The 21,277-nt window shown below is 49.5% G+C and carries 21 protein-coding genes; 10 read left to right on the plus strand and 11 right to left on the minus strand.

What is annotated here, in order from left to right; translation table 11 throughout:
- The first annotated feature begins 2 nt into the window (after positions 1-2).
- The 5 genes from ACTZWV_RS11660 (at position 3) to ACTZWV_RS11680 (ending at position 3,825) form a co-directional block, all read left to right on the plus strand.
- Positions 3-899 carry a LysR family transcriptional regulator gene (locus ACTZWV_RS11660; protein WP_444786708.1) on the plus strand — a complete coding sequence of 299 codons (897 nt, stop codon included), beginning with the start codon at positions 3-5 and terminating at the stop codon, positions 897-899.
- A gap of 7 nt (positions 900-906) precedes the next feature.
- Positions 907-1,314, plus strand: a complete 408-nt coding sequence (locus ACTZWV_RS11665) for a hypothetical protein (RefSeq protein ID WP_444786709.1) — start codon at positions 907-909, stop codon at positions 1,312-1,314.
- Between the two features lie 78 nt (positions 1,315-1,392).
- Positions 1,393-2,436, plus strand: a complete 1,044-nt coding sequence (gene purM, locus ACTZWV_RS11670; protein ID WP_444786710.1) for a phosphoribosylformylglycinamidine cyclo-ligase — start codon at positions 1,393-1,395, stop codon at positions 2,434-2,436.
- Positions 2,437-2,444: 8 nt separating this feature from the next.
- Positions 2,445-3,092: a phosphoribosylglycinamide formyltransferase gene (gene purN / locus ACTZWV_RS11675; RefSeq protein ID WP_444786711.1), complete on the plus strand. Its 648-nt coding sequence runs from the start codon at positions 2,445-2,447 to the stop codon at positions 3,090-3,092.
- A complete protein-coding gene (locus tag ACTZWV_RS11680) occupies positions 3,076-3,825 on the plus strand; it encodes a DUF3108 domain-containing protein (protein ID WP_444786712.1) in 750 nt (249 codons plus the stop codon). Before purN ends, ACTZWV_RS11680 begins: the two co-directional genes overlap by 17 nt.
- On the opposite strand, the gene ACTZWV_RS11685 is transcribed toward ACTZWV_RS11680, so the two are convergent.
- Positions 3,804-4,571: a class II glutamine amidotransferase gene (locus ACTZWV_RS11685; RefSeq protein ID WP_444786713.1), complete on the minus strand. Its 768-nt coding sequence runs from the start codon at positions 4,569-4,571 to the stop codon at positions 3,804-3,806. The genes ACTZWV_RS11680 and ACTZWV_RS11685 overlap by 22 nt on opposite strands.
- Positions 4,572-4,765: 194 nt before the next feature.
- Between ACTZWV_RS11685 and fadE the strand changes: the two genes are divergently transcribed.
- Entirely contained in the window at positions 4,766-7,243 is a 2,478-nt protein-coding gene (gene fadE, locus ACTZWV_RS11690) for an acyl-CoA dehydrogenase FadE (protein ID WP_444786714.1), read from the plus strand.
- 85 nt (positions 7,244-7,328) lie between these two features.
- Here the strand turns inward: fadE and ACTZWV_RS11695 are convergent, their stop codons facing one another.
- Positions 7,329-9,911: an ExeM/NucH family extracellular endonuclease gene (locus ACTZWV_RS11695; protein ID WP_444786715.1), complete on the minus strand. Its 2,583-nt coding sequence runs from the start codon at positions 9,909-9,911 to the stop codon at positions 7,329-7,331.
- A gap of 247 nt (positions 9,912-10,158) precedes the next feature.
- Between ACTZWV_RS11695 and ppnP the strand changes: the two genes are divergently transcribed.
- The 3 genes from ppnP to ACTZWV_RS11710 all read left to right on the plus strand — a co-directional run bounded on the left by ppnP (position 10,159) and on the right by ACTZWV_RS11710 (position 14,186).
- Positions 10,159-10,440 carry a pyrimidine/purine nucleoside phosphorylase gene (ppnP, locus tag ACTZWV_RS11700; RefSeq protein ID WP_444786716.1) on the plus strand — a complete coding sequence of 94 codons (282 nt, stop codon included), beginning with the start codon at positions 10,159-10,161 and terminating at the stop codon, positions 10,438-10,440.
- 21 nt (positions 10,441-10,461) lie between these two features.
- The gene (locus tag ACTZWV_RS11705; RefSeq protein ID WP_444786717.1) at positions 10,462-12,264 is read left to right on the plus strand and encodes an ABCB family ABC transporter ATP-binding protein/permease; all 1,803 of its coding nucleotides are present in this window, start codon (positions 10,462-10,464) and stop codon (positions 12,262-12,264) included.
- Between the two features lie 83 nt (positions 12,265-12,347).
- Positions 12,348-14,186, plus strand: a complete 1,839-nt coding sequence (locus ACTZWV_RS11710) for a M2 family metallopeptidase (RefSeq protein WP_444786718.1) — start codon at positions 12,348-12,350, stop codon at positions 14,184-14,186.
- An 82-nt stretch (positions 14,187-14,268) separates the two neighbouring features.
- On the opposite strand, the gene aqpZ is transcribed toward ACTZWV_RS11710, so the two are convergent.
- The 7 genes from aqpZ to ACTZWV_RS11745 form a co-directional block, all read right to left on the minus strand.
- Positions 14,269-14,961 carry an aquaporin Z gene (aqpZ, locus tag ACTZWV_RS11715; protein ID WP_444786719.1) on the minus strand — a complete coding sequence of 231 codons (693 nt, stop codon included), beginning with the start codon at positions 14,959-14,961 and terminating at the stop codon, positions 14,269-14,271.
- Between the two features lie 272 nt (positions 14,962-15,233).
- Positions 15,234-15,635 carry a DUF7674 family protein gene (locus ACTZWV_RS11720; RefSeq protein WP_444786720.1) on the minus strand — a complete coding sequence of 134 codons (402 nt, stop codon included), beginning with the start codon at positions 15,633-15,635 and terminating at the stop codon, positions 15,234-15,236.
- Between the two features lie 95 nt (positions 15,636-15,730).
- Positions 15,731-16,141, minus strand: coding sequence for a hypothetical protein (locus ACTZWV_RS11725; protein WP_444786721.1), 411 nt, complete (start codon positions 16,139-16,141; stop codon positions 15,731-15,733).
- A gap of 57 nt (positions 16,142-16,198) precedes the next feature.
- The gene (locus ACTZWV_RS11730) at positions 16,199-16,855 is read right to left on the minus strand and encodes a DUF4145 domain-containing protein (RefSeq protein WP_105198851.1); all 657 of its coding nucleotides are present in this window, start codon (positions 16,853-16,855) and stop codon (positions 16,199-16,201) included.
- Positions 16,856-16,913: 58 nt separating this feature from the next.
- Complete coding sequence (locus ACTZWV_RS11735; protein WP_444786722.1) at positions 16,914-17,285, minus strand: hypothetical protein; 372 nt, start codon at positions 17,283-17,285, stop codon at positions 16,914-16,916.
- Positions 17,282-17,638 (minus strand): hypothetical protein, encoded by a 357-nt coding sequence (locus ACTZWV_RS11740; RefSeq protein ID WP_444786723.1) that lies wholly within the window; start codon positions 17,636-17,638, stop codon positions 17,282-17,284. Before ACTZWV_RS11740 ends, ACTZWV_RS11735 begins: the two co-directional genes overlap by 4 nt.
- A gap of 218 nt (positions 17,639-17,856) precedes the next feature.
- On the minus strand, positions 17,857-18,402 hold the full coding sequence (locus tag ACTZWV_RS11745; RefSeq protein ID WP_444786724.1) for a hypothetical protein: 546 nt from the start codon (positions 18,400-18,402) through the stop codon (positions 17,857-17,859).
- A 475-nt stretch (positions 18,403-18,877) separates the two neighbouring features.
- Between ACTZWV_RS11745 and ACTZWV_RS11750 the strand changes: the two genes are divergently transcribed.
- A complete protein-coding gene (locus tag ACTZWV_RS11750; RefSeq protein WP_444786725.1) occupies positions 18,878-19,582 on the plus strand; it encodes an esterase/lipase family protein in 705 nt (234 codons plus the stop codon).
- A gap of 44 nt (positions 19,583-19,626) precedes the next feature.
- Here the strand turns inward: ACTZWV_RS11750 and yjjG are convergent, their stop codons facing one another.
- Positions 19,627-20,301, minus strand: coding sequence for a pyrimidine 5'-nucleotidase (yjjG, locus tag ACTZWV_RS11755; RefSeq protein ID WP_444786726.1), 675 nt, complete (start codon positions 20,299-20,301; stop codon positions 19,627-19,629).
- Positions 20,302-20,371: 70 nt separating this feature from the next.
- Positions 20,372-21,121 (minus strand): substrate-binding periplasmic protein, encoded by a 750-nt coding sequence (locus ACTZWV_RS11760; RefSeq protein ID WP_444786727.1) that lies wholly within the window; start codon positions 21,119-21,121, stop codon positions 20,372-20,374.
- Positions 21,122-21,277 lie beyond the last annotated feature (156 nt).

Consider the following 21,277-nt stretch of genomic DNA (forward strand, 5'->3'; position numbering starts at 1 on the left):
TTATGCCCTACCGTCCACGTTCAACTCTGGAGCAATGGCGCATTTTGCAAGCGGTGGTCGATGCCGGTGGCTATGCGCAGGCGGCAGAGCTGCTGAACAAAAGCCAGTCATCGCTGAACCATGCCGTAGCGAAATTGCAAACCCAGCTGGGTGTTGAGCTACTGGAAGTACGCGGCCGTAAAGCCTATCTGACCGAAGCCGGTGAAGTCATGCTGCGCCGCTCGCGGCTATTGACGCAGCAAGTGGAGGATTTGGAATTGCTGGCCGCCAACATCGACCAGGGCTGGGAACCGGAAATCCGTATTGCTGTAGAACTGGCCTATCCGCGACGCTTTTTAAATGCCGCCCTGGCGGCATTTTATCCGCTTAGCCGCGGCAGCCGCATTCAGCTTATCGATTGCGTTATTACCGGCACCGCAGAAATGATCCGGCAAAAACGGGCTGACCTGGTTATAGCGGCCTCGGCTGTGATTCCTAAAGGCTATCTGGGTGAACATTTATGCCATACCCGCTTTATTCCGGTGACCGGCACTAATAATCCGTTGGCCACGGCAAGCCATATTGACCAAAATGAGTTGAGCCAACATTTGCAACTGGTGATCCGCGACACCGCACAAAAACCGCAGGAAAATATCGGCTGGCTACGCGCGGAGCAACGCTGGACACTCGATAACTTCTTTGAAGCGATAGAAATTTTGCAACTGGGGTTAGGCTTTTGCTGGTTGCCGGATTTTATGGTGACAGACTATATTGCCCGTGGCACTCTGGTACAACTGAGCCTGAACCAAAGCAGCGAGCGCATGGCAACCATATCGCTGGTAGCGCCCAAAGAAGAAACGCTTGGCCCCGGCAGTAAACAATTACGCCAGTTAATTCTGGCCGCTCATCAAAAATCCTGAGGCAATTATGCAACAACAAGAACTGAATAACTTAATGCAGGCCGCGGCCGCTGACGCGGTAAATTACGCCGCAGAAGAGCACAAATTAACGCTGGATCACAGCATAGACAGCCTGCAGCAAATTGATGTGTTGCTGGCAGAATTACACAGCCGTGAACAAAAGCAGCGGCATTCGGCCGAGGTGGTGTTTACCTTATGTAACATTATCGGCGCTTATATTGGCCAGTTGTTTATCGCTAATGTTGGCGGCCACTGGCAACATGATCAGACTGACAGCGAAGCCCCCTTTGTTTATATACGGCTGAATGACAAAGAATTTCCATTTGCTTCAGTGTGTTACCACAAGTTTACCCGCGACAACAGCATCAGTTTATATGACTACGTAAAGCAGGCAATGGCAAATGCTATGCAGTAAGGCTTTTGTCGGCGGCGTTAAGCAGGTAAAATGCCGCCAATTTTTAGCCTTTCCACTTTCAGTCATTCGAGGATTGCCGTGAGCGAGCAGAAAACATCGTTAAGCTACAAAGACGCCGGAGTTGATATTGACGCAGGTAATGCGTTAGTTGAACGGATTAAAGGCGCAGTCAAACGCACACGTCGCCCTGAAGTTATGGGTGGTTTAGGCGGCTTTGGCGCCCTGTGCCAAATTCCGGCCGGTTATAAAGAGCCGGTGCTGGTATCTGGCACTGACGGTGTAGGCACCAAGCTGCGTCTGGCGATGGATTTAAAACGCCACGACGGCGTGGGCATTGATCTGGTGGCTATGTGTGTTAACGATCTGGTAGTACAAGGCGCTGAGCCACTGTTTTTCCTGGATTATTACGCTACTGGTAAGCTGGATGTCGACACTGCGTCAGCGGTAGTCAACGGTATCGCTGAAGGCTGTTATCAATCAGGTTGTGCCCTGGTAGGTGGTGAAACCGCCGAAATGCCGGGCATGTATCACGGCGAAGACTACGATATCGCCGGTTTCTGTGTGGGTGTAGTGGAAAAAGCCGATATTATCGACGGCAGCAAAGTACAACCAGGCGATCAGTTAATCGCCATGGCCTCTTCCGGCCCGCACTCCAACGGCTTCTCGTTAATCCGTAAAGTACTGGAGGTCAGTGGTCAGAGCCCTGACACTCTGCTGGACGGCAAATCACTGGCCGATCACCTGCTTGAGCCAACCCGCATATACGTAAAAAACCTGCTTAACCTGTTTAAGCAAACCCCGGTGCATGCACTGTGTCATATTACCGGTGGTGGCTTTTGGGAAAATATCCCACGCGTACTGCCAGAAAATACCAAAGCCGTTATCGATGGCAATAGTTGGCAGTGGCCGGCCATTTTCAACTGGCTGCAGCAGCAAGGCAATATCAGCCGCCACGAAATGTACCGCACCTTTAACTGTGGTGTTGGCATGCTGGTAGTGGTACCACAGGACAAACTGCAGCAAGCCATCAGCATACTGCGTGATGCCGGCGAAACTGTATGGCACCTGGGTGAAATTCAATCTGCAGCTGCAGGTGATGAGCTGGTTATTATTAACGAATAAGGCAACCGATGAAATCTATCGTAGTACTGATTTCCGGCAGCGGTTCTAACCTGCAGGCCATTATTGATGCCTGCAGCAGCGGTTTTATCCCGGGCAAAGTCAGTGCCGTCATTGCCAATAAAGCCAACGCCTATGGCTTGGTGCGTGCGAATGAGGCGGGGATCAGTACTCAGGTATTGAGCCATAAAAATTACGTCAGCCGCGAAAAATACGATATTGCCCTGATGGATGCCATAGACCAGCACCAACCGGATTTAGTGGTGCTGGCCGGTTTTATGCGCATTTTAAGCCCGGCTTTTGTGCAGCATTTTAGCGGCCGCTTGTTAAATGTGCATCCTTCTCTGTTGCCAAAGTATCAGGGGCTGGATACCCATCAGCGTGCTATTGACGCCGGTGATAGCGAGCATGGTTGCAGTGTGCACTTTGTTACCGAGCAACTCGATGGCGGCCCGGTTATTTTGCAGGCCAAGGTACCGTTGTTTAACGACGATGATGCAACCAGCCTGGCTGAACGGGTACACGAACAGGAACACCGCATTTATCCGTTAGTGGTACGATGGTTTTGTCAAAACCGTTTACAACAGCAGGCAGATCAGGCATGGTTGGATGGCAATGTATTAGCAGCCAACGGTTATGCCAATGATGATGAAGACTAACCGGCGCCTATGGGCGCCTTTTATCGTAATAGCAACACTCTTTTGCACCGCAACCAGTGCAGAAATTACACCGTTAAGCAGCTTTAACGCTGACTATGTTGTCTACCGCGCCGGCAAAAAGCACGGTGAGGCCAACCGCTATTTAAAGCAGACTGAGCAAGGCTATCAACTCGGCTACAGCAGTGATATCAGTTGGATGATTTTTTCTGACAAGCGGCAGGAAACCTCTGACTTTGTGATTAATGACGGCAAAATTCAGCCACTGCGTTATGTACTTAACCGCACCGGCAGCGGCCCCGATCGTTATTACGAGCTGAACCTTAACCCTGACACCAAAGTACTGAGCGAAGGCAAAAACCGCAAAGCCAAGGCAGTAGATTGGCAGGATGACTGGCTGGATCAAATCAGTTATCAGCTGCAATTGGTGCTGGATCTTAAAGCCGGCAAAACAGAATTCAGCTACAACGTACTAAACCGTAACGGCAACAGTAAGATGTACCATTACAAAGTGGTGGCTGAAGAAAAGCTGCCCCTGCCTTATGGCAATATTAATACGCTGCGTATTGCCCGGGTTGAAGCAAACAGCGATAAACAAATTTACGCCTGGGTAGCGCCCGAGCTGGATTATATGCTGGTACGCTTATGGCGCGGTGAAGACAACGTCGAACAATTTGATGTGCAGCTACACAAACTGGACCTGACGCCGCAGATTCAGGCTAAAGGCTCGCCGTAGCGGAACAGCTGGCTTTCCCCTGCTTGCATCTTGTGCCACTGCTCATTATTGGTCAGTGGCTCAGTAGCAATAATAGTGACCACATCATTGGGTGTGGTTTCACGGCTGAAATCAATATCCACATCCACATCTGACAACCGCGCCACGCCAAAAGGCGCACGACGCGTGATCCAATGCAGTTTAGTGCTGCAGTAAGTCAGCAAGTACTCGCCATCCGTCAGCAGCATATTAAACACACCGAGCTTTTGCAGCGCCTTACACTTACGCTGAATAAACTTAAACGCCGTTTTACGCGCCGGTGGTTTTTGGCCATAGTGCCGTTCCAATTCACTGAGCAAGTAGCAAAACGCCCGCTCGCTGTCGGTAGTGCCCACCGGGGTGAAACGCGTTAGCGGTAACTGCTGATAACCACTCAGTTGGCCGTTGTGAGCATAAGTCCAGTAGCGCCCCCATAACTCGCGGGTAAACGGATGGGTATTTTCCAGGCCGATACGACCACGGTTGGCCTGGCGCACATGGGCAATAACAGCAGTACTTTTGATCGGGTAATCCGACACCAACCGGGCAATTTCTGACTGGTAGCCGGGTAATGCATCCTTAAAAGTGCTGACGCCCTTATTTTCATAAAATGCCACACCCCAGCCATCTTTGTGCGGTCCGGTGCGGCCACCGCGCTCTTTTAAGCCTTTAAAGCTGAAACAAATATCTGTCGGCACATTCGCCGACATGCCAAGTAATTCACACATACAGATCCTTAGCACAAAACCTGCCTGCAGCAGGCGAAACTGAGCCAAACGGCTATGCTTAAGCGTATAAGCCTACGAGTTGCACCCTAAGTTGACAATCACTTTGTGCATCAGCAGGTTTCAGGGCTTGCAACTTTAGCCAAAGCGTTCTACTCTAGCCGCATAGTGGTCAGACCTCTCATCAGGAGCAAAAGATGGAAGTGATAATTCTCTGCGCGGTGCTTATCGCCGCAATCGGTATCCTGGCATATAACCGTGCCAGTTTAACCATGTTTACCGCTGCAATAGCAGTAATTCTGGCGGTAGGCAGCGCCTTTGATGCTGCCGGCACCGTAGCTTGGATAGTGTTTTTGTTGGTGGCACTGCCACTGAATATTGCCGTAATACGCCAGCAGTACCTTACCAAGCCACTGCTGAAGCTATACCGCAAAATTATGCCGGAAATGTCTACCACGGAAAAAGAAGCCATCGACGCCGGTACTACCTGGTGGGAAGCCGATCTATTCCGTGGCAACCCGGACTGGCACAAGATGCATAACTTTCCGGTGCCACGTTTAAGTGCTGAAGAGCAGGCGTTTCTGGATGGCCCGGTAGAAGAGTTACTGGCGATGGTCGATGACTGGCATACCACGCACGAGCGTGCCGATCTAACCCCGGAAGTTTATCAGTACCTGAAAGAAAAAGGCTTTTTCGCCATGATCATCAAGAAAGAATATGGTGGTCTGGAATTCTCTGCTTATGCCCAATCTTGCGTACTGCAAAAATTAACCAGTAAAAGCATGGTGTTATCCAGCGTTGTTGGTGTACCTAACTCTTTAGGCCCCGGCGAATTACTGCAGCACTATGGTACTGACGAGCAGAAAAAACATTATTTACCTCGCTTAGCCAAAGGCCTGGAAGTGCCGTGTTTTGCGCTGACCAGCCCGGAAGCCGGCTCTGACGCCGGTGCAATTCCCGATACCGGTATTATTTGTAAAGGCCAGTGGGAAGGCCAAGAAGTCATCGGTATGCGCCTGACATGGAACAAGCGCTATATTACGCTGGCTCCTATTGCTACCGTACTGGGTTTAGCCTTTAAACTGTACGACCCGGAAAAACTGCTTGGTGAAACCGAAGAGCTGGGTATTACCTGTGCGCTGATTCCGGTTAGCACCCCGGGCGTTAAAATTGGCCGGCGCCATTTCCCGCTGAATGTGCCGTTTCAAAATGGTCCTACTCAGGGTGAAAACATCTTTGTACCACTGGATTACATTATCGGCGGCGCCAAAATGGCCGGCCAGGGCTGGCGTATGCTGGTGGAGTGTTTATCGGTAGGCCGTGCTATTACGCTGCCGTCAAACAGTACCGGTGGTATTAAAGCCGTAGCGTTGGCTACCGGCGCCTATGCCCGGATCCGTCGCCAGTTCAGATTACCGATTGGTAAAATGGAAGGCGTGGAAGAAGCGATGGCACGTATTGGCGGCTATGCCTATATGGCTGATGCCTCTACTACGATGTCAGTTGGCTCGATAGATTTAGGCGAGAAGCCATCAGTAATTTCAGCTATTACCAAATACCATATGACCGAGCGGATGCGCCAGGCCATCATTGATGCGATGGATATCCACGGCGGTAAGGGCATTTGTATGGGCCCGAACAACTATCTGGCGCGCGGTTACCAGGGTGCACCGGTGGCCATTACGGTAGAAGGTGCCAATATTCTTACCCGCAATATGATTATTTACGGTCAGGGCGCTATCCGCTGCCATCCTTATGTACTGGCAGAATTACAGGCTGCGCAGTTAGATGACCAGGGCGCAGCAGTAACCGCCTTTGACAAAGCGCTGTTTGGCCATATTGGTTTTGCTATCAGCAACTTCTTCCGTACTTTCTGGTTGTCGTTAACCGGTGGCGCTTTCAGCGGCGCACCATACAGCGACGCCACGGCAAAGTACTACAGACAAATGAACCGTTTCAGCGCGGCTATGGCGCTAATGTCAGACGTAGCAATGGGCACCTTGGGTGGCGATTTAAAACGCCGCGAGCGTATCTCTGCCCGTCTGGGTGATATTTTAAGTATGCTGTATCTGACATCAGCAGTGTTAAAGCGCTACAACGACGAAGGCCGTAAAATTGACGATTTACCGTTGGTGCAATGGGCCTGTGAAGACAACCTGGCTAAAGCACAGCTGGCGTTAAACGAGTTGTTTGATAACTTCCCTAACCGCGTGGTAGGTGTGGTATTAAAACGTGTGGTATTCCCGTGGGGTCGTACCTTACGCAAAGCGTCTGATGTTATCGAACACCAGGTTGCCCGCATTATGCAAACGCCGGGTGAAGCACGCTCACGTCTGGGCCATCATATGTACCTGACCAATGAGCCGCAAAACCAATTAGGTTTAATGGAACAGGCGTTACTGGATGTACTGGCTGCCGAGCCAATCTTTGATAAGGTAACCCATGCCGCCGGTAAGCGTCTGCCGTTCTTCCGCCTGAACGAAGTGGCCGATCTCGGTTTAGAACTGAAAGTGATTACCGAAGCAGAAGCCGGCATACTGCGCACCGCAGAAAAAGGCCGTTTGTTTGCCATCAATGTCGATGACTTTGAGCCGGAATATCTGGCTGCAGACAAAACCCTGACCCAACAGGGCCCGGGTGCTGTGGCCAAAGATAAGAAAGATAAAGCCGCTTAAGGCTTCACCTTTTGGGTAAAAAAACGCCGGCGATTGCCGGCGTTTTTATTTGTTGCACAGTTTTGCTGCACAGTAATACTGCAACTTAGTTAAAATTCACCACTAACTCAGCCGAGCAGCTTGTGGTAGCTTGCTGACAAATTTTGTAGCTTACGCTCATCGCATCCGAGCGGAAGCTGTCATTCACCCGACCAGAGCGGTTTAACTCGCGTACCGGAGCATTGTCACGATACAGGGTTAAATCTGTTGCATCGCCGCTCCAACGCAGTTGCACCAGGCTTTGGCCTGAGCGCGAGCGCACAGTACGCAGCAGCTCTAACGTCACATCCAGCGGCGGAATAACGGCCGGCAAACTGAATGACACCACCACCGGATCATGATCTGATGAGCGGTACGCATCAGATGCATAATAATCCAGTTGTTGCTGCGGTGTTTTAAACTCAACATTGTAATCCAGCGCTATCGGCTCATCAGCGTTAATATTCCACTTGGTTGCATCCTGCAGATACTGCAACGCCATGTCATTTAACAGCGCATGATCCAGCGCGCCGGATAAACCGGAGAACACATAGCCATGGCCCGGCACTTTGCCCAGCGCTTCAAACACATTGATATAACCGGCTTGCGCCAGAGTAGCAATAGGGTCTTCCTTGGCGTAGGCATTGAGATCACCCATTACCACGGCAGGCGTTTGAGCAAAATGCTCAGCAGCAAAAATGCCTATCGCTTGTGCAGCACGGGTGCGGCTGATGTTACAGTTGCCCTGGCCATCGCCGGTATCACCGTCTTCTGCGCCACAGCCTGAGCCTTTCGATTTTAAATGGTTTACCATCACAGCAAATTCGGCATCGTTTTCCAGTAAACGGAAACGCTGTGCCAACATCGGCCGGTTACGGCTGTCATCAAACAGCACCACGCCCTGTTCGTCCACCGCCGAATTAGCAGAATCCAGTATCAACAATGGCGCTGCCGGCGTAACCAGATCGGCACGATAAATTAAGCCCACCGCAATTTCATCTGTGCCAACCGGGCCACCGGCATTAATATATTGCCAGCTGTCATTACCGGATGCGCTACGCAAGCCAGTGACCAGATCCGCTATGGCAGAAGTGTCGCTGTAGCCGTCGTTTTCAATTTCCATCAGGCCAATAACCGCAGCATCCAGCGCTACCATAGCCGACAGAATTTTCGCCCGCTGCCGTTCAAACTCCAGCACGCTATCTGCACCACGTGCCGTCGGGAAGCCGCCGCCCAGGCCATCGCCGTTAAAGTAGTTCAGCACATTAAAGCTGGCCACTTTGATATTGCCGTCACCTGCCAGTTCCGGCGCTGTGGTACGTGGGTTGCTGTGAATAAAATTAACGTTTTGCGTAGGCATAATGCGGTATTCATTAAAACCGTAATGCACGGTACCGGTAAGGTTAAGCACCGTATCACCACTGCGCACCACATTCGCCGCCGATAAGCCACCGGTTGGATAAGGCACCACAGCCGGGTTCTGTACAGTACTGGCATCATCCAACACAATTTTATTTAACGCATGCTCTGCCGCCAGCGCTATCGCTTCCGGCCCCGGGTTTACTACCTGAGTAGGCGTATAACGGCGGCCATTGGCCAGCGTCAGCTCACCAAAGCGGCCCAGCGTAAAGGTATCGTTTACCGTTAGTGGCTGTGTAAAGCTTACTAACATGCCTTCTACCGCTTCAAGCTCTGCCAGGCTGCTGACCGGTAAACCAAAGGGGGTCGGCGCCGGTAAAGTGCTGCTGCCGCAATCCAGCGTAGCGCTGACATTTGTCAGCTGGGTATGGCCGTTAAATTCCGCAACGGTTGCCAGTAAGCGCACACGCCGGCCAACTTCTACGGCTATATCAGCAGTGTTGACATAGACAAACACCCCTTCTGAGGTAGCAGGATCATTATCCTGCTCTGCCGCCGGGGCCTGAATATTGTAGCCACGTAAACCAGGTAATGTTTGCGTTACTACGGCTTCAACCTGCACCACTTCACCCACCAACGGGCTTGCCATGCCACTGCCCTGAATAGCAAAAATCGGCGTCGCCGGTTCGCCACAGGCTAATATCGGCTCCGGATCAGGATCCGGATCGCCCGGGCCACCACCTTCGCCGTTAAATAAGCCAATATCGCTGAAATCGTCCTGGGCAAAACCCAGCCACTGATCTGCCGGGTCAAAGGTGTCAAAAGGCTCTGAATCATAACTTACAGCAGCCCGGCGTAAAGTGTCGTTTGCCGTGGTAATACTACCACTACCCCAGGCAGAGCCGGGATCAAAACCCACCTGGCCAATGCTGTCTACTACCACACCATTTTTAGTCAGCGTAATGGCATCATCGCCGTTCCATAAACCAGAGCCGGTGGTTTGGTCGGCTAATGCAACCAGCTCTGCAGCAGCATTAGCAGCAGCAAAAACATAAATGCCGCCCGGAGCTAAGTCACCGTTTAGCGCTACGCTAAACCCGGCTGTAGCACTACCATTGAAAAATACATTAATACGGTACTCAGACAGGTTCAGCGTCTGTGTAGTCGGGTTATAAAATTCCAGCGCTTTATTATTGCCGGACCCTTCAACATATTCTGAGATAAACAGTTCGGCATGTACTGCCGGTGCCAAAAGCATGGCGATAGTTGCTGATAATGTCCTGATCTTCATTTTGTGCTCCCTGGTTGTTTTATTAAGGACAACCGAATATAAAACGCTTTTATGGCACATTCATTAACTTTGGTTAATTTATGCCACTTATTTTATTACACTGTAACGTCAAATTTTTTTACAGCAGCAATAAAGCGCGGTTTGCTTCCAATAAACAGACGTAAAGCCATCTAAATTTAAGCAAGTTACTTCCATCTGCAACCGGGATCAGGTTTACTGTGGCTGAGCTTAGCTAACGGAGATTAAGATGTTTAAAGTAAACCAGTATTTTGACGGCAAAGTGGCCTCTATCGCCTTTGCCGGCGAGCAATTACCGGCAACAGTAGGTGTAATGGCGCCGGGTGAGTACGAATTCGGCACCAGCCAACATGAAGTGATGACCGTCGTCAGCGGTGCCTTAACCGTGTTACTGCCTGGCGCTAACGGTTGGCAAACTTATAGCCGCGGCCAGCAGTTTGAAGTGCCGGCCAACAGCAAGTTTCAGTTGCAGGTGGCCATAGATACCGCGTACCTTTGCACCTATGCCTGATGTGGTAACAAGGAAACCGTCATGCGCGGTATGCGCTCTGCTGCAAAACAACCCGAACCGGTAAAACGACCGCAAGCCACTAACCTGAAACAAACCCTGGCCATGCTATGGCCGTATTTGTGGCAGTTTAAATATCGCGTATTGCTGGCGTTACTGGCATTAATTGCCGCTAAGGCTGCCGTGCTGCTAATGCCGCTGGCGTTGAAATACATTATTGACGCGCTCGACAGCGGCCGGCACAGCATATTACTGGTGCCGGTGGCGCTGCTGTTGCTGTATGGCGGCCTGCGCTTTGCCGGGGTGTTCTTTGGTGAAGTGCGCGATGCGCTGTTTGGCCGGGTAACAGAACACGCCATGCGCCAGCTTGGCCTTAAGGTATTTCAGCATCTGCACAGTTTGGAATTGTCGTTTCATCTGGACCGGCAAACCGGCGGTGTCAGTCGCGATATAGAGCGCGGCACCAATGGCCTGAGCTTCTTAATGCGCTTTTTAATGTTTAATATCGCGCCCACCCTGTTTGAAATTCTGGCTGTCGCCGTTATTTTCGCCACGCTGTTTTCCCCGTTGTATTCGCTGGTTACCGTGTTAGCCGTTGGCATCTATATCTTTTTTACCGTAGTCATAACCGAGTGGCGCAACAAATACACCCGCGAAGCCAACCAGGCTGATAACACCACCAACAGCCGCGCTATCGACAGCCTGCTGAACTACGAAACGGTAAAATACTTTAATAACGAGCACTATGAAGCGCAAACCTACGACAGCTTTTTAGCCAAATGGGAGCAAGCGCGGTTAAAAAACCGCTTAAGCCTGCTGGCACTGAACTCGGGCCAGGCGCTGATTATTGCCGCCGCTATTACTGCGCTGATGTGGCTGGCCGCCGATGAGGTGGTCAACCAACAGCTGACCTTGGGTGATTTAGTCATGGTAAATGCCTATATGATCCAGCTGTTTTTACCGCTGAATTTTTTAGGTTTTGTCTACCGTGAAATTCGTCGCGCACTGACCGATCTGGAAAATATGCTCGGTTTACTGAAACGCAAGCCACAGATTGTCGATGCCGCTGACGCCACGGCATTGCAACTGACGCACGGCAGTATTGCCTTTAATCAGGTCGATTTTGCCTATCAGAGCGAGCGGCCAATTTTGCAACAGCTCAGCTTTAGTGTGCCGGCCGGCAGCAAGGTCGCCATAGTCGGCGCCAGCGGTGCCGGTAAAAGCACTATCGCCAGGCTGTTATACCGCTTTTACAGCGTCAGCGGCGGCAGTATCTGTATAGATGGCCAGGACATCAGTAAGCTCACACTGGACAGCCTGCGCCGTGCCATTGCTATAGTGCCGCAAGACACGGTGCTGTTTAACAACAGTATCCGCGATAATATCCGCTATGGCCGGCCGGATGCCAGCGAGGCACAGATTGACCAGGCGATTGAGCTGGCCCACCTGCGCAGCTTTATCGACAGCCTGCCGCAAGGCGATGCCACTGTGGTAGGCGAGCGTGGCTTAAAAGTCTCCGGCGGTGAAAAACAGCGTATTGCCATTGCCCGCGCCATTTTAAAACAGTCGCCGATTTTGCTGTTTGATGAAGCCACCTCGGCGTTAGATTCCGCCTCCGAGCAGGCTATTTTGCAGGCGATGCGTGAAGTGGCGCGCAACCATACCAGCGTAGTAATTGCCCACCGGCTGTCTACCATTACCGACGCGGACAATATCATCGTATTAAAGCAAGGCCGGCTGGCTGAGCAAGGCACACATGATGAACTGTTAACGGCGGCAGGCGAGTATGCCCGAATGTGGCAGTTGCAGCAAAAGCAGCACAACTAATACCGGCCGGCACTGGCATTGCGCCCCCGGCCCTGTCTATACTGTTGGCGCTTAAAATGATAACAATATGCTGAAGGTACTCTATGACAACATTTAACCTCTCTGTTACCGCTCTGCTGGTAAGCTCTGCCCTGCTGCTTGGCGGCTGCGGACCACAGCAACAGCAAGCGGCGCCGGCACAGGCTGAGCAAAAACAACTTACCGAAGCCGATGCGGTGGCGTTTCTGAGCGAAACGGAAACTAAACTGGTGCAGCTGTACAAAGAATCCAACCGTGCTGAGTGGATCTACTCAAACTTTATTACCGAAGATACCGCCTCGCTGGCCGCTGACGTGAATGAAAAGCTGACGCTGGAAATGGTGCAGCTGGCCACCGCCGCGGCGAAGTTTGATCAGGTGGCCTTGTCAGACGACAGCCGGCGCAAGCTGGACAAACTGAAGCTGGCGCTAACCTTACCGGCGCCGCAAGATGCGGCGAAAACTGCCGAGATGGCAAAAATTGTCGCTGAACTGGGCGGCATTTACGGTAAAGGCAAATATTGCAAAGCCGACGGTAACTGTTTATCGCTCGGTGACATGTCGGCCATTATGGCCGGCAGCCGCGATTATAACGAGCAGTTGGAAATGTGGCAGGGCTGGCGTGAGATTAGCAAGCCTATGCGGCCGCTGTACACGCGCTTAATTGAGCTGACCAATGAAGGTGCCAAAGAGCTGGGTTATGCCGATACCGGCGCCATGTGGCGCTCTAAGTACGACATGCCAGCGGATGACTTTGCCAAAGAGCTTGACCGCGTCTGGGGCCAGGTAAAACCGCTGTACGAATCCTTGCACTGCCATGTGCGCAGCAAGTTGTCTGAGCAATACGGCGCCGACAAAGTGCCGCTGGATAAACCAATACCGGCGCATCTGCTGGGCAATATGTGGGCGCAAAGCTGGGGCAATATCTACGACCTGGTGGCGCCGCAAGATGCCGATCCGGGCTATGACGTAACCCAGCTGCTGGAGCAGCATAACTACGACGAAATTAAAATGGTGCGAGGTGCTGAAGCGTTTTTCAGCTCGCTCGGATTTGACCCGCTGCCGGAGACTTTCTATCAGCGTTCACTGTTTACCAAACCTGCCGATCGCGACGTAGAATGCCACGCCTCCGCCTGGGATTTAGACGCCAAAGACGATTTGCGGATTAAAATGTGTATTCAGCGTACCGGTGAAGAGTTCTCGGTTATTCACCACGAACTGGGGCATAACTATTACCAGCGCGCCTATAAAGACCAGCCGGTATATTATCAGGAAAGCGCCAACGACGGCTTCCACGAAGCCATTGGTGATACCATTGCCCTGTCGGTAACGCCGGATTACTTAAAGCAAATCGGCTTACTGGACACAGTACCGGACGAGAGCAAAGACATTGGCCTGCTGCTGAAAATGGCGATGGACAAAATTGCCTTTGTGCCCTTTGGCTTGTTAGTCGATCAGTGGCGCTGGCAGGTGTTTAACGGCCAGATTACGCCGGAGCAATACAACCAAAGCTGGTGGCAGCTGCGCGAGAAGTATCAGGGCGTAGCCGCACCAATCGAGCGCTCAGAAGCCGATTTTGATCCGGGTGCCAAATACCATGTGCCGGGTAATGTGCCTTACACCCGTTACTTCCTCGCGCATATTTTGCAGTTCCAGTTCCACAAAGCATTGTGTGATATCGCCGGGAACGAAGGTGCCGTGCATCGCTGCTCGATATACAACAGCAAAGAAGCCGGCACTAAGCTAAACCAGATGCTGGAAATGGGCTCAAGCCAAAGCTGGCAGCAAGCATTGGAAGTGGTGACCGGCAAACCGGAGATGGATGCCAGCGCGATACTGGCTTATTTTGCCCCACTGCAAGCCTATCTGGATGAGCAGAACAAAGGTCAGCAATGCGGTTGGTAACACCTTAAGCTGCTGACATAAAAAAGCCTGCTTCTGCAGGCTTTTTTACATCTTGCTATCTGAAAACAGTATGGCAAAACACTTATGCGGTTTTAGTGTCACCGATATAACGATAAATCAGTGCACCGATAACAGCGCCCACTACCGGCGCCAGCCAGAATGCCCATAACTGCATAACGGCCCAGTCACCGACAAACACCGCCACGCCGGTGCTGCGCGCAGGGTTAACCGAGGTGTTAGTTACCGGGATACTGATCAGGTGAATAAGGGTTAAACACAGGCCTATTGCTATCGGTGCAAAACCCGGCGGGGCTTTTTTATCGGTCGCGCCCATAATCACCAGTAAAAACAGCATGGTCAGCACCACTTCAGTCAACAAGGCGGCCTGCAAGCTGTAGCCACCAGGCGAGTGGGCACCGTAACCGTTAGAGGCAAAGCCTGCCGACACATCGAAGCCGGCTTTGCCGGTGGCGATACAATACAACACCGCACCGGCGGTAACAGCGCCCAACACCTGCGACACGATATAAGGCAACAACTGATTCGCCGCAAAGCGGCCGCCGGCCCATAAGCCAATTGATACTGCCGGGTTTAAATGACAACCGGAAATATGGCCAATGGCATAGGCCATGGTTAATACCGTTAAACCAAAAGCTAACGACACGCCGGCAAAACCAATGCCCAACTCCGGAAAGGCCGCCGCCAAGACAGCGCTACCACAGCCGCCCAGCACCAGCCAGAAAGTACCGATAAACTCCGCGACATAAGATCTCATAGTGTTCTACCTTAATTTAAGTAAACATCGACCAAAGCAGCGCGCAGCACACCAGAATACAGCGACAACCTGATTGCCGGCATATATAACGCATTGAAAATAGTCTGCAAACTCAGAAACAGCAAGGTAGAAACAACAGAGCGGTATCGACTTATCAGCCGCAAAATATTAATGACAGGTGAAGCAGTTTTTCTTGCTGATAGACAACAGATTGGCCGCTAACGCGGCCAGAACAGCGGTTTTACTATTGGCTACGGGAAGGCTTATATGTGTTATACATTATAGCAACGCAAACCTTCTGTTTTTACACCATGAAATTCGTCCATCCCTCGACAAAACTCTGTAGCATGGCGACCCAGCAGTGGAGCCCAATACTTGCCTGGCAACTCAGTTTGATTTTGCATACTTTCTAAAAACCCTGTTGCGATGATCTCCCTAACTTGCCCGTCACCATTTTCAAGAAGAGCTTCCACTGAGGCGAAAAGCTCATCACTATTGTCATAGTTTCCTTCAGTGAATCTTTCCAAAACTAATGCTGATAAGGAACCGATTAAGATGATATAAAGAATGCTACCGTCCTCAGACATCCAATCGCTTGCTCGAGAAACCATCCTATCTCTAAAGCCCGGATAGCTCTTGCAGAGTATTTTTATCATTTCCTCTTTGTTTATCATCAATCCGTACTAACCCTCATGCATAACGCCCGCCACAAACGCGAGCAACTTGTTGCGAGTCGAGCGCCCAACGGGCGCGTTTTTGATGGCGATTGTTATGCATCCATTAACCCAAATATTGCAGTGTAATTTTTTTCATACTCACTTACGGTAACAAAAGGCCATATCAAACAATTGATGCCTACAAGAAGCGTTAGCGTCATTGTGATACCGGATGGAACCTCAAAAAACCAAGGTACTGCAACCAAAGGAACTAATGCAAATGTTGTAAGTGTGTAAAAACGGTAACCCACCAAGCGCTTTACCATCAACTTAACTTCATTTTCCAAGGAAAACATTAAAAGCGATGATACCGCCAGTACCACTGCAATAATCCAGCGCTCGACACTTGGTGTATGAATGGCGAACGCAATTGAACCTACGAAGCCACAATAAATACCTATAAATTTGCTAGTGCCCAAGCTCAGAGAAAATTTGTCATGCTTATCTAAACTGCAATATTTCATTTGTACCCACTGGCTGCATAACGCCGCATTCAGCGGCTTGTCCGCTGCAATGCTTTGTTATGCCAAATAGCTAAGCAAAAAACTCTCTACATCACGGATCATATTTTCTACATCTAGATCGGTGAACTCCTCTGGCTTACCGTGAGCAGCGCTGTTCCGTATATCTGCAATCGCCGTTATACGTTTTTGTTGAAGCTTGTTATAGGCACCGGCTTTTGCTAGTTGCGCATTCATTGTGTCTAGCTTGCCACATGGAATTGAGTTGCTGTCGCATAGATCCCGTAAAGCCGTTTCTAGAACAACCCCACAAATAACAGCAGAAGCCAACTTATAACCACTAGAAAGCAACTCCTTTGCTTGCTCTAATTCACTATCGAAAACCTCTGCTTGAACTAAATACTTGAGAGTGGCTAAATATCCACCATCAAAATCTTCTTTGGCAGCCAAGAATATCGCACCAAGTCGTTTCTTAATGGAGTAATTTGACTCCATGCCGCTACGATTTTCGCCTTTCTCGAAAGCAATAAAGTGCTGAGAGCTCTCGCCACAGGCTGTGACCAATAAGTTTTTGACCTTTACTTTCCACCCAGTAAAAAGCTCATAATCAATAGTTTCAGTAGCCCCGTATGCGCCATTAACAGATCTCTTGGTTTTTTCAATTTCATCTAACTGAGTTTCTAGCTCAGAGAATCTTTGCTGTAGTTTTTTATTCACAAAGTACCTTTTTACGGAATTGGCCTAAAAGGGGCATAACGCCAAAATAAGCTGCGCTTTAGCGTCGGCTTGATTTTTTTGTTATGTAACGTTTCCTACTGCTTCTAAATCTACCTCCAATAAAGGCTGAAACAACAGCTACGTTTACTGCAACCAGTTCCAATCCTGTTACTCGTAACCAAGCTAATAATGGATGAGTTGATTCTATGTAATCCAACATATGAATCATCGAAACAAAAGTAATAGGCAATACAAGAAAAGCTACGTGAGAAATTGTTTCGAATAAACCATAACTTGAAACGTCATGAGCTTCATAACCAGCTTCATTTAATTCGTGGTCATTTAGATACACGCTTTGATTCTCTATCCCTAATTTTAACTCTTGTGCGACGCTTAACAGTGTATTTTTAGGCTTGAAAAAACTTATCATTTCCCTTCACCTTTGTTGTCATTTAGAATTTTTTCTACTAAGTGGTGTAGCATTGCAGCTGCATCATTAGAAGTGCTTGATTGACTTAAAGGGGCTTCCAATAACCTTATCGCAATATTTTCTCTCCTAGTTTTTCTAGCCGCTGACATGGCAGGCCAAAACATGACTGATGCAACAGTACCTAAAATACTGGCAGTATCGTTATTTTGAAGTAGGCCTGTGATTAAAACTGCCAACCCAACGAAAACAAAGACAATTGCAAACCCATATAACAACCATGCTGCTGAATTATTTTCTCTGATAGCATCGTCTATTACATCTTTCGCTGTTCGTTTTTCATTTAAGTCAAACAATACTGAACTCCCTTTTAGTTACATAACGCTCAAAGCAGCTGCGCGGTACGCGTCGGCTGCCTTTGCTTGTTAGCTTTATTTTCATTCCGCCAACTCCTAGATTCATATCACATTCTAAAGCAGGGAAAGTAACAATGGTATTTGATTTGCCAGCTGCGCTCCGATTGCGCTACCAGCAGCTGATTCAAGAATGTTTTTCGCACTGTTTAAACAATCTTTCAGTATTGATTTTTTTGGCTTGGGAGATTAATTTGAGCTTGCATAGTTGAGCATTCAGCTTTTAGCTCATTCAAATCATCTTCAGCAAGAGCAAGCTTATCCATAGAGTTAGATAGCTCAGAAATTAATTCTCTTATTCCTACGATAGCATCAGTTGAAATATTCAAATTTTGATTGCTATTAGTTGTTCCCTGTTGAACATTGGAACCTATCATCTGCCCCACATTTAATATATTTATAGGCATAAAATGCTGTGTGGGTTTATCAGGGTTTTCTAGTGCATCTTCAATTTCTTTGATACCGTAATGAGTTAATCGCACCCATCCTGGAAAACCTCCAATTACTCGATCTACGTTGATTAGACCTTCACCCTCGAGATAATGTGCGATATCTCGAATTAATGCTTCATCCCCATTTACAAGGCCTATTTGCTCACCGATTTCTGCACCATTAAGAGATTTCGCCGTAGAACCGTCAGCCATATCGTAAATCTTATTTAAATACTCAATACGCTGCTTTTGTTTCATTTTAATCATTTCATTCACAATGAATTTTACTCCTGTAAGCTAACATTTTATTCTTGTGCATGCTTGTTTTCTCATTTCCTATAGAGGAAACAACCCCAGGTAATCCCCTGAAAAATAACCGTAAATTTCCAGATACTATTATCACATTCTGGAAAAACGAGCTTGCCTTATATTTCGGGAGCTTTGCATTATATTTCTGCGCGCTTCGCGTTAAGTACCTAATCTATAGCATGTAAATAAAACCGGCAACCAGCTTATATGCAGTGTTAACGGGATATCTGACCGATAATATATAAAAACCCAAATATAACTGTATGTATTAACAGTTTTTGACATTGCCAGCGCACTGTTATGAAGCTTCGCTATCACAAGTTTATGTATTGCAAATTACTGACTTGATGCTTGTTTGGCAAAACGCCTCAGCACTAAAGTGCTATGGTGAATTTTTCGCCAGTTGCTTAGCTTAGGTTGCAACCCAACAGGAGCTAACACCATGTATAACTATAAAAATTATCTATTCCCCACCCTTTTAACCCTTCTTGCCAGTTGCAGCCTGATGCTGCAGGCGGCTTGTGTTGATGCGGTGGTGCTGGTGCACGGCAATACCGCTACACCGGCCAGCTGGAATAACACCTATAACTACTTACTGACTAAAGGCTACAGTAACAGCGATATTTACCGGCCGGACTGGGGTTCGAAAAGCTGCGCTGCCTGCAATGACCACAGCGGCAGCGAAGAAACCCCGGTGCGCAATGCACTGCAACAGGCCTTAGCCAATTCCTGCACCGGCAAGATAGATGTAATAGGCCATTCGATGGGCGCCACCCTGGCTGCTCAGCAGATAGACAAGCTGGCTATAGCATCACAGGTAAACAGTTTTGTTGGTATTGCCGGTGCGTTTCGCGGCTTATTAAGTTGTGGCGTTTACCCGTACAATGTATGGAACTCAACCTGCGGCAGTGCGGGTTTGTCGGTATCCAGCCCGTTTCTGGACAGCTTATACGGCAGCCGTTTTGCGCAGAAAGTGTATTCAATCAAAAGTTACAGCGATCAGGTGGTGTGTGGCAGCGGCAGCTGCCTGGTATACGGTATCCACAGCAGCAGTATCTGGGGTGAAAATGCCAGCTATAACTATGTGCTGGGGCATTTTGGCCTGCAAACCGACACCGTGGCGCAGCAATATCAGTTGATTAAATAATGTTCTGAATCAGCCCGGCCGGTTTGCTTTTGCCGTTAACACCCTTAGCTCAGCAGCCACTGCTGCAATTGCTGCAGTGAGCTGACTTCATAATGTGGTGTTATATCTTGTGGCCGCGCAGTAGCGTGGCGGTTTAGCCAGCAGGTGTCGATACCGGCGTTAATGCCGCCGCGGATATCGGCATGCGGGTTATCGCCGACCATTAAAATCTGCTGCTTTGGTGGATGCTCCATCAGCGCAAAGGCATGGTTAAAAATATCAATATGCGGCTTGGCTACGCCTACTTGCTCTGAAATCACCAGCGGTGAAAATACGTCGGCAAAGCCGGTGCGCTCAAGGCGGATTTGCTGCAGCTCGGTAAAACCATTGGTAATAATGCCCATATTAACCCGGCCTTTTAACGCGGTTATCAGCTCAGTAGCACCGGGCAGCGGTGTGCAGATATCGGCCATTGCCAGCATAAAGGCACTGTTCAGCGCCGCAGCGCTGGTATTCAGTTTGGCCGCCCAGGGCGTAAAACGGTTCACCTGCAGCTGTTTGGCGCTGATTTCGCCCTGCTGATACTGCTGCCACAGCGGCAGGTTAATGGACTGATAGTAATCGTATTCCGTGCTATCGAACGCATAATCATGGCGGGAGAACATTAACTGCAGCCCGGCAAAGGCATCAAAATGAAACAAGGTTTCGTCGGCATCAAACAAAATCCACTGGTAACGCACTGCACTCTCCACAACCTGGTATAAAGCGCCAGTTTACCAGCTCACGTCCGGCTTTGCAGTGCCGCGGTTATTATTCGTCTAACTGCCAGCGCTGTTTAATTTGTGCCAAAGTGCCATTTTGTTGCAAGGTAGCAAATGCCCGATGATAGCGCTGGCGCAAGGCAGGATCTGAGCGGAGGTTAAACGCAGCACACAGCGGATGATTTAACCCGGCGATCTGAAATACCTTCTCCAGTTGCCCGGCATCATAGCCCAACTGCTGTGAACGGCGATACACTGATTTTTCAGCCCCGATCACCAGATCCACCCTCTGTTTAAACAACATACTCAGCGCATGTTCCGGTGTGGCAGTACGCAGTAGTCTCTTCATGCCCTGCGCCGTTAAGTACTGATCCGGGTTAGACGAGATACTAACGGCGATATGATATGGCAGTAGATCATTTAGTGTCAGCAGCGGCTGGCTGATTCTCCCCTTCAACGCCCAGAAAAATAACTTTTCGTTATCAAGCTCAGCCACACAATCGAATAACGCTGCCCGCTCCGGGTTATACGCCATAGAGTAAATAAGCACGTTGTCGTTATTTACGGCTTCGTAATAACTACGGGCCCAGGAATTAACTTCAAATTGCGCGGTATCGCCGGTAATGGCAAACAGCGCCTGCACCACCTCAGTGGCGTATCCCCCTAAACTGTCATCGCTGTTTTTCAACTGATAGTAACTGCGGTATTCCGTTACCACCCTGATATTATCTGCCTGCAGTGGCAGGCTTTGCAGGCACGATAGCGACAACAACACTAACTGTACTTTTCTTGCGTACATACACTCTATCCAAGCTGCTTATCCGGGGTTCTTCAAGCTGAGCTCAATGGTGCAGAAGTTTAAAATTCTCACCGCCCACCATTAACATAAAGTTAATCTTTATCTTTAGCAACCGCCTGGCAGCCGTTAACCAGCTGAAATTGTTACTGCCGTTAT

Origin of the sequence: Rheinheimera sp. NSM, from assembly GCF_052380015.1 — a bacterium.
Taxonomy (GTDB): Bacteria; Pseudomonadota; Gammaproteobacteria; order Enterobacterales; family Alteromonadaceae; genus Alishewanella.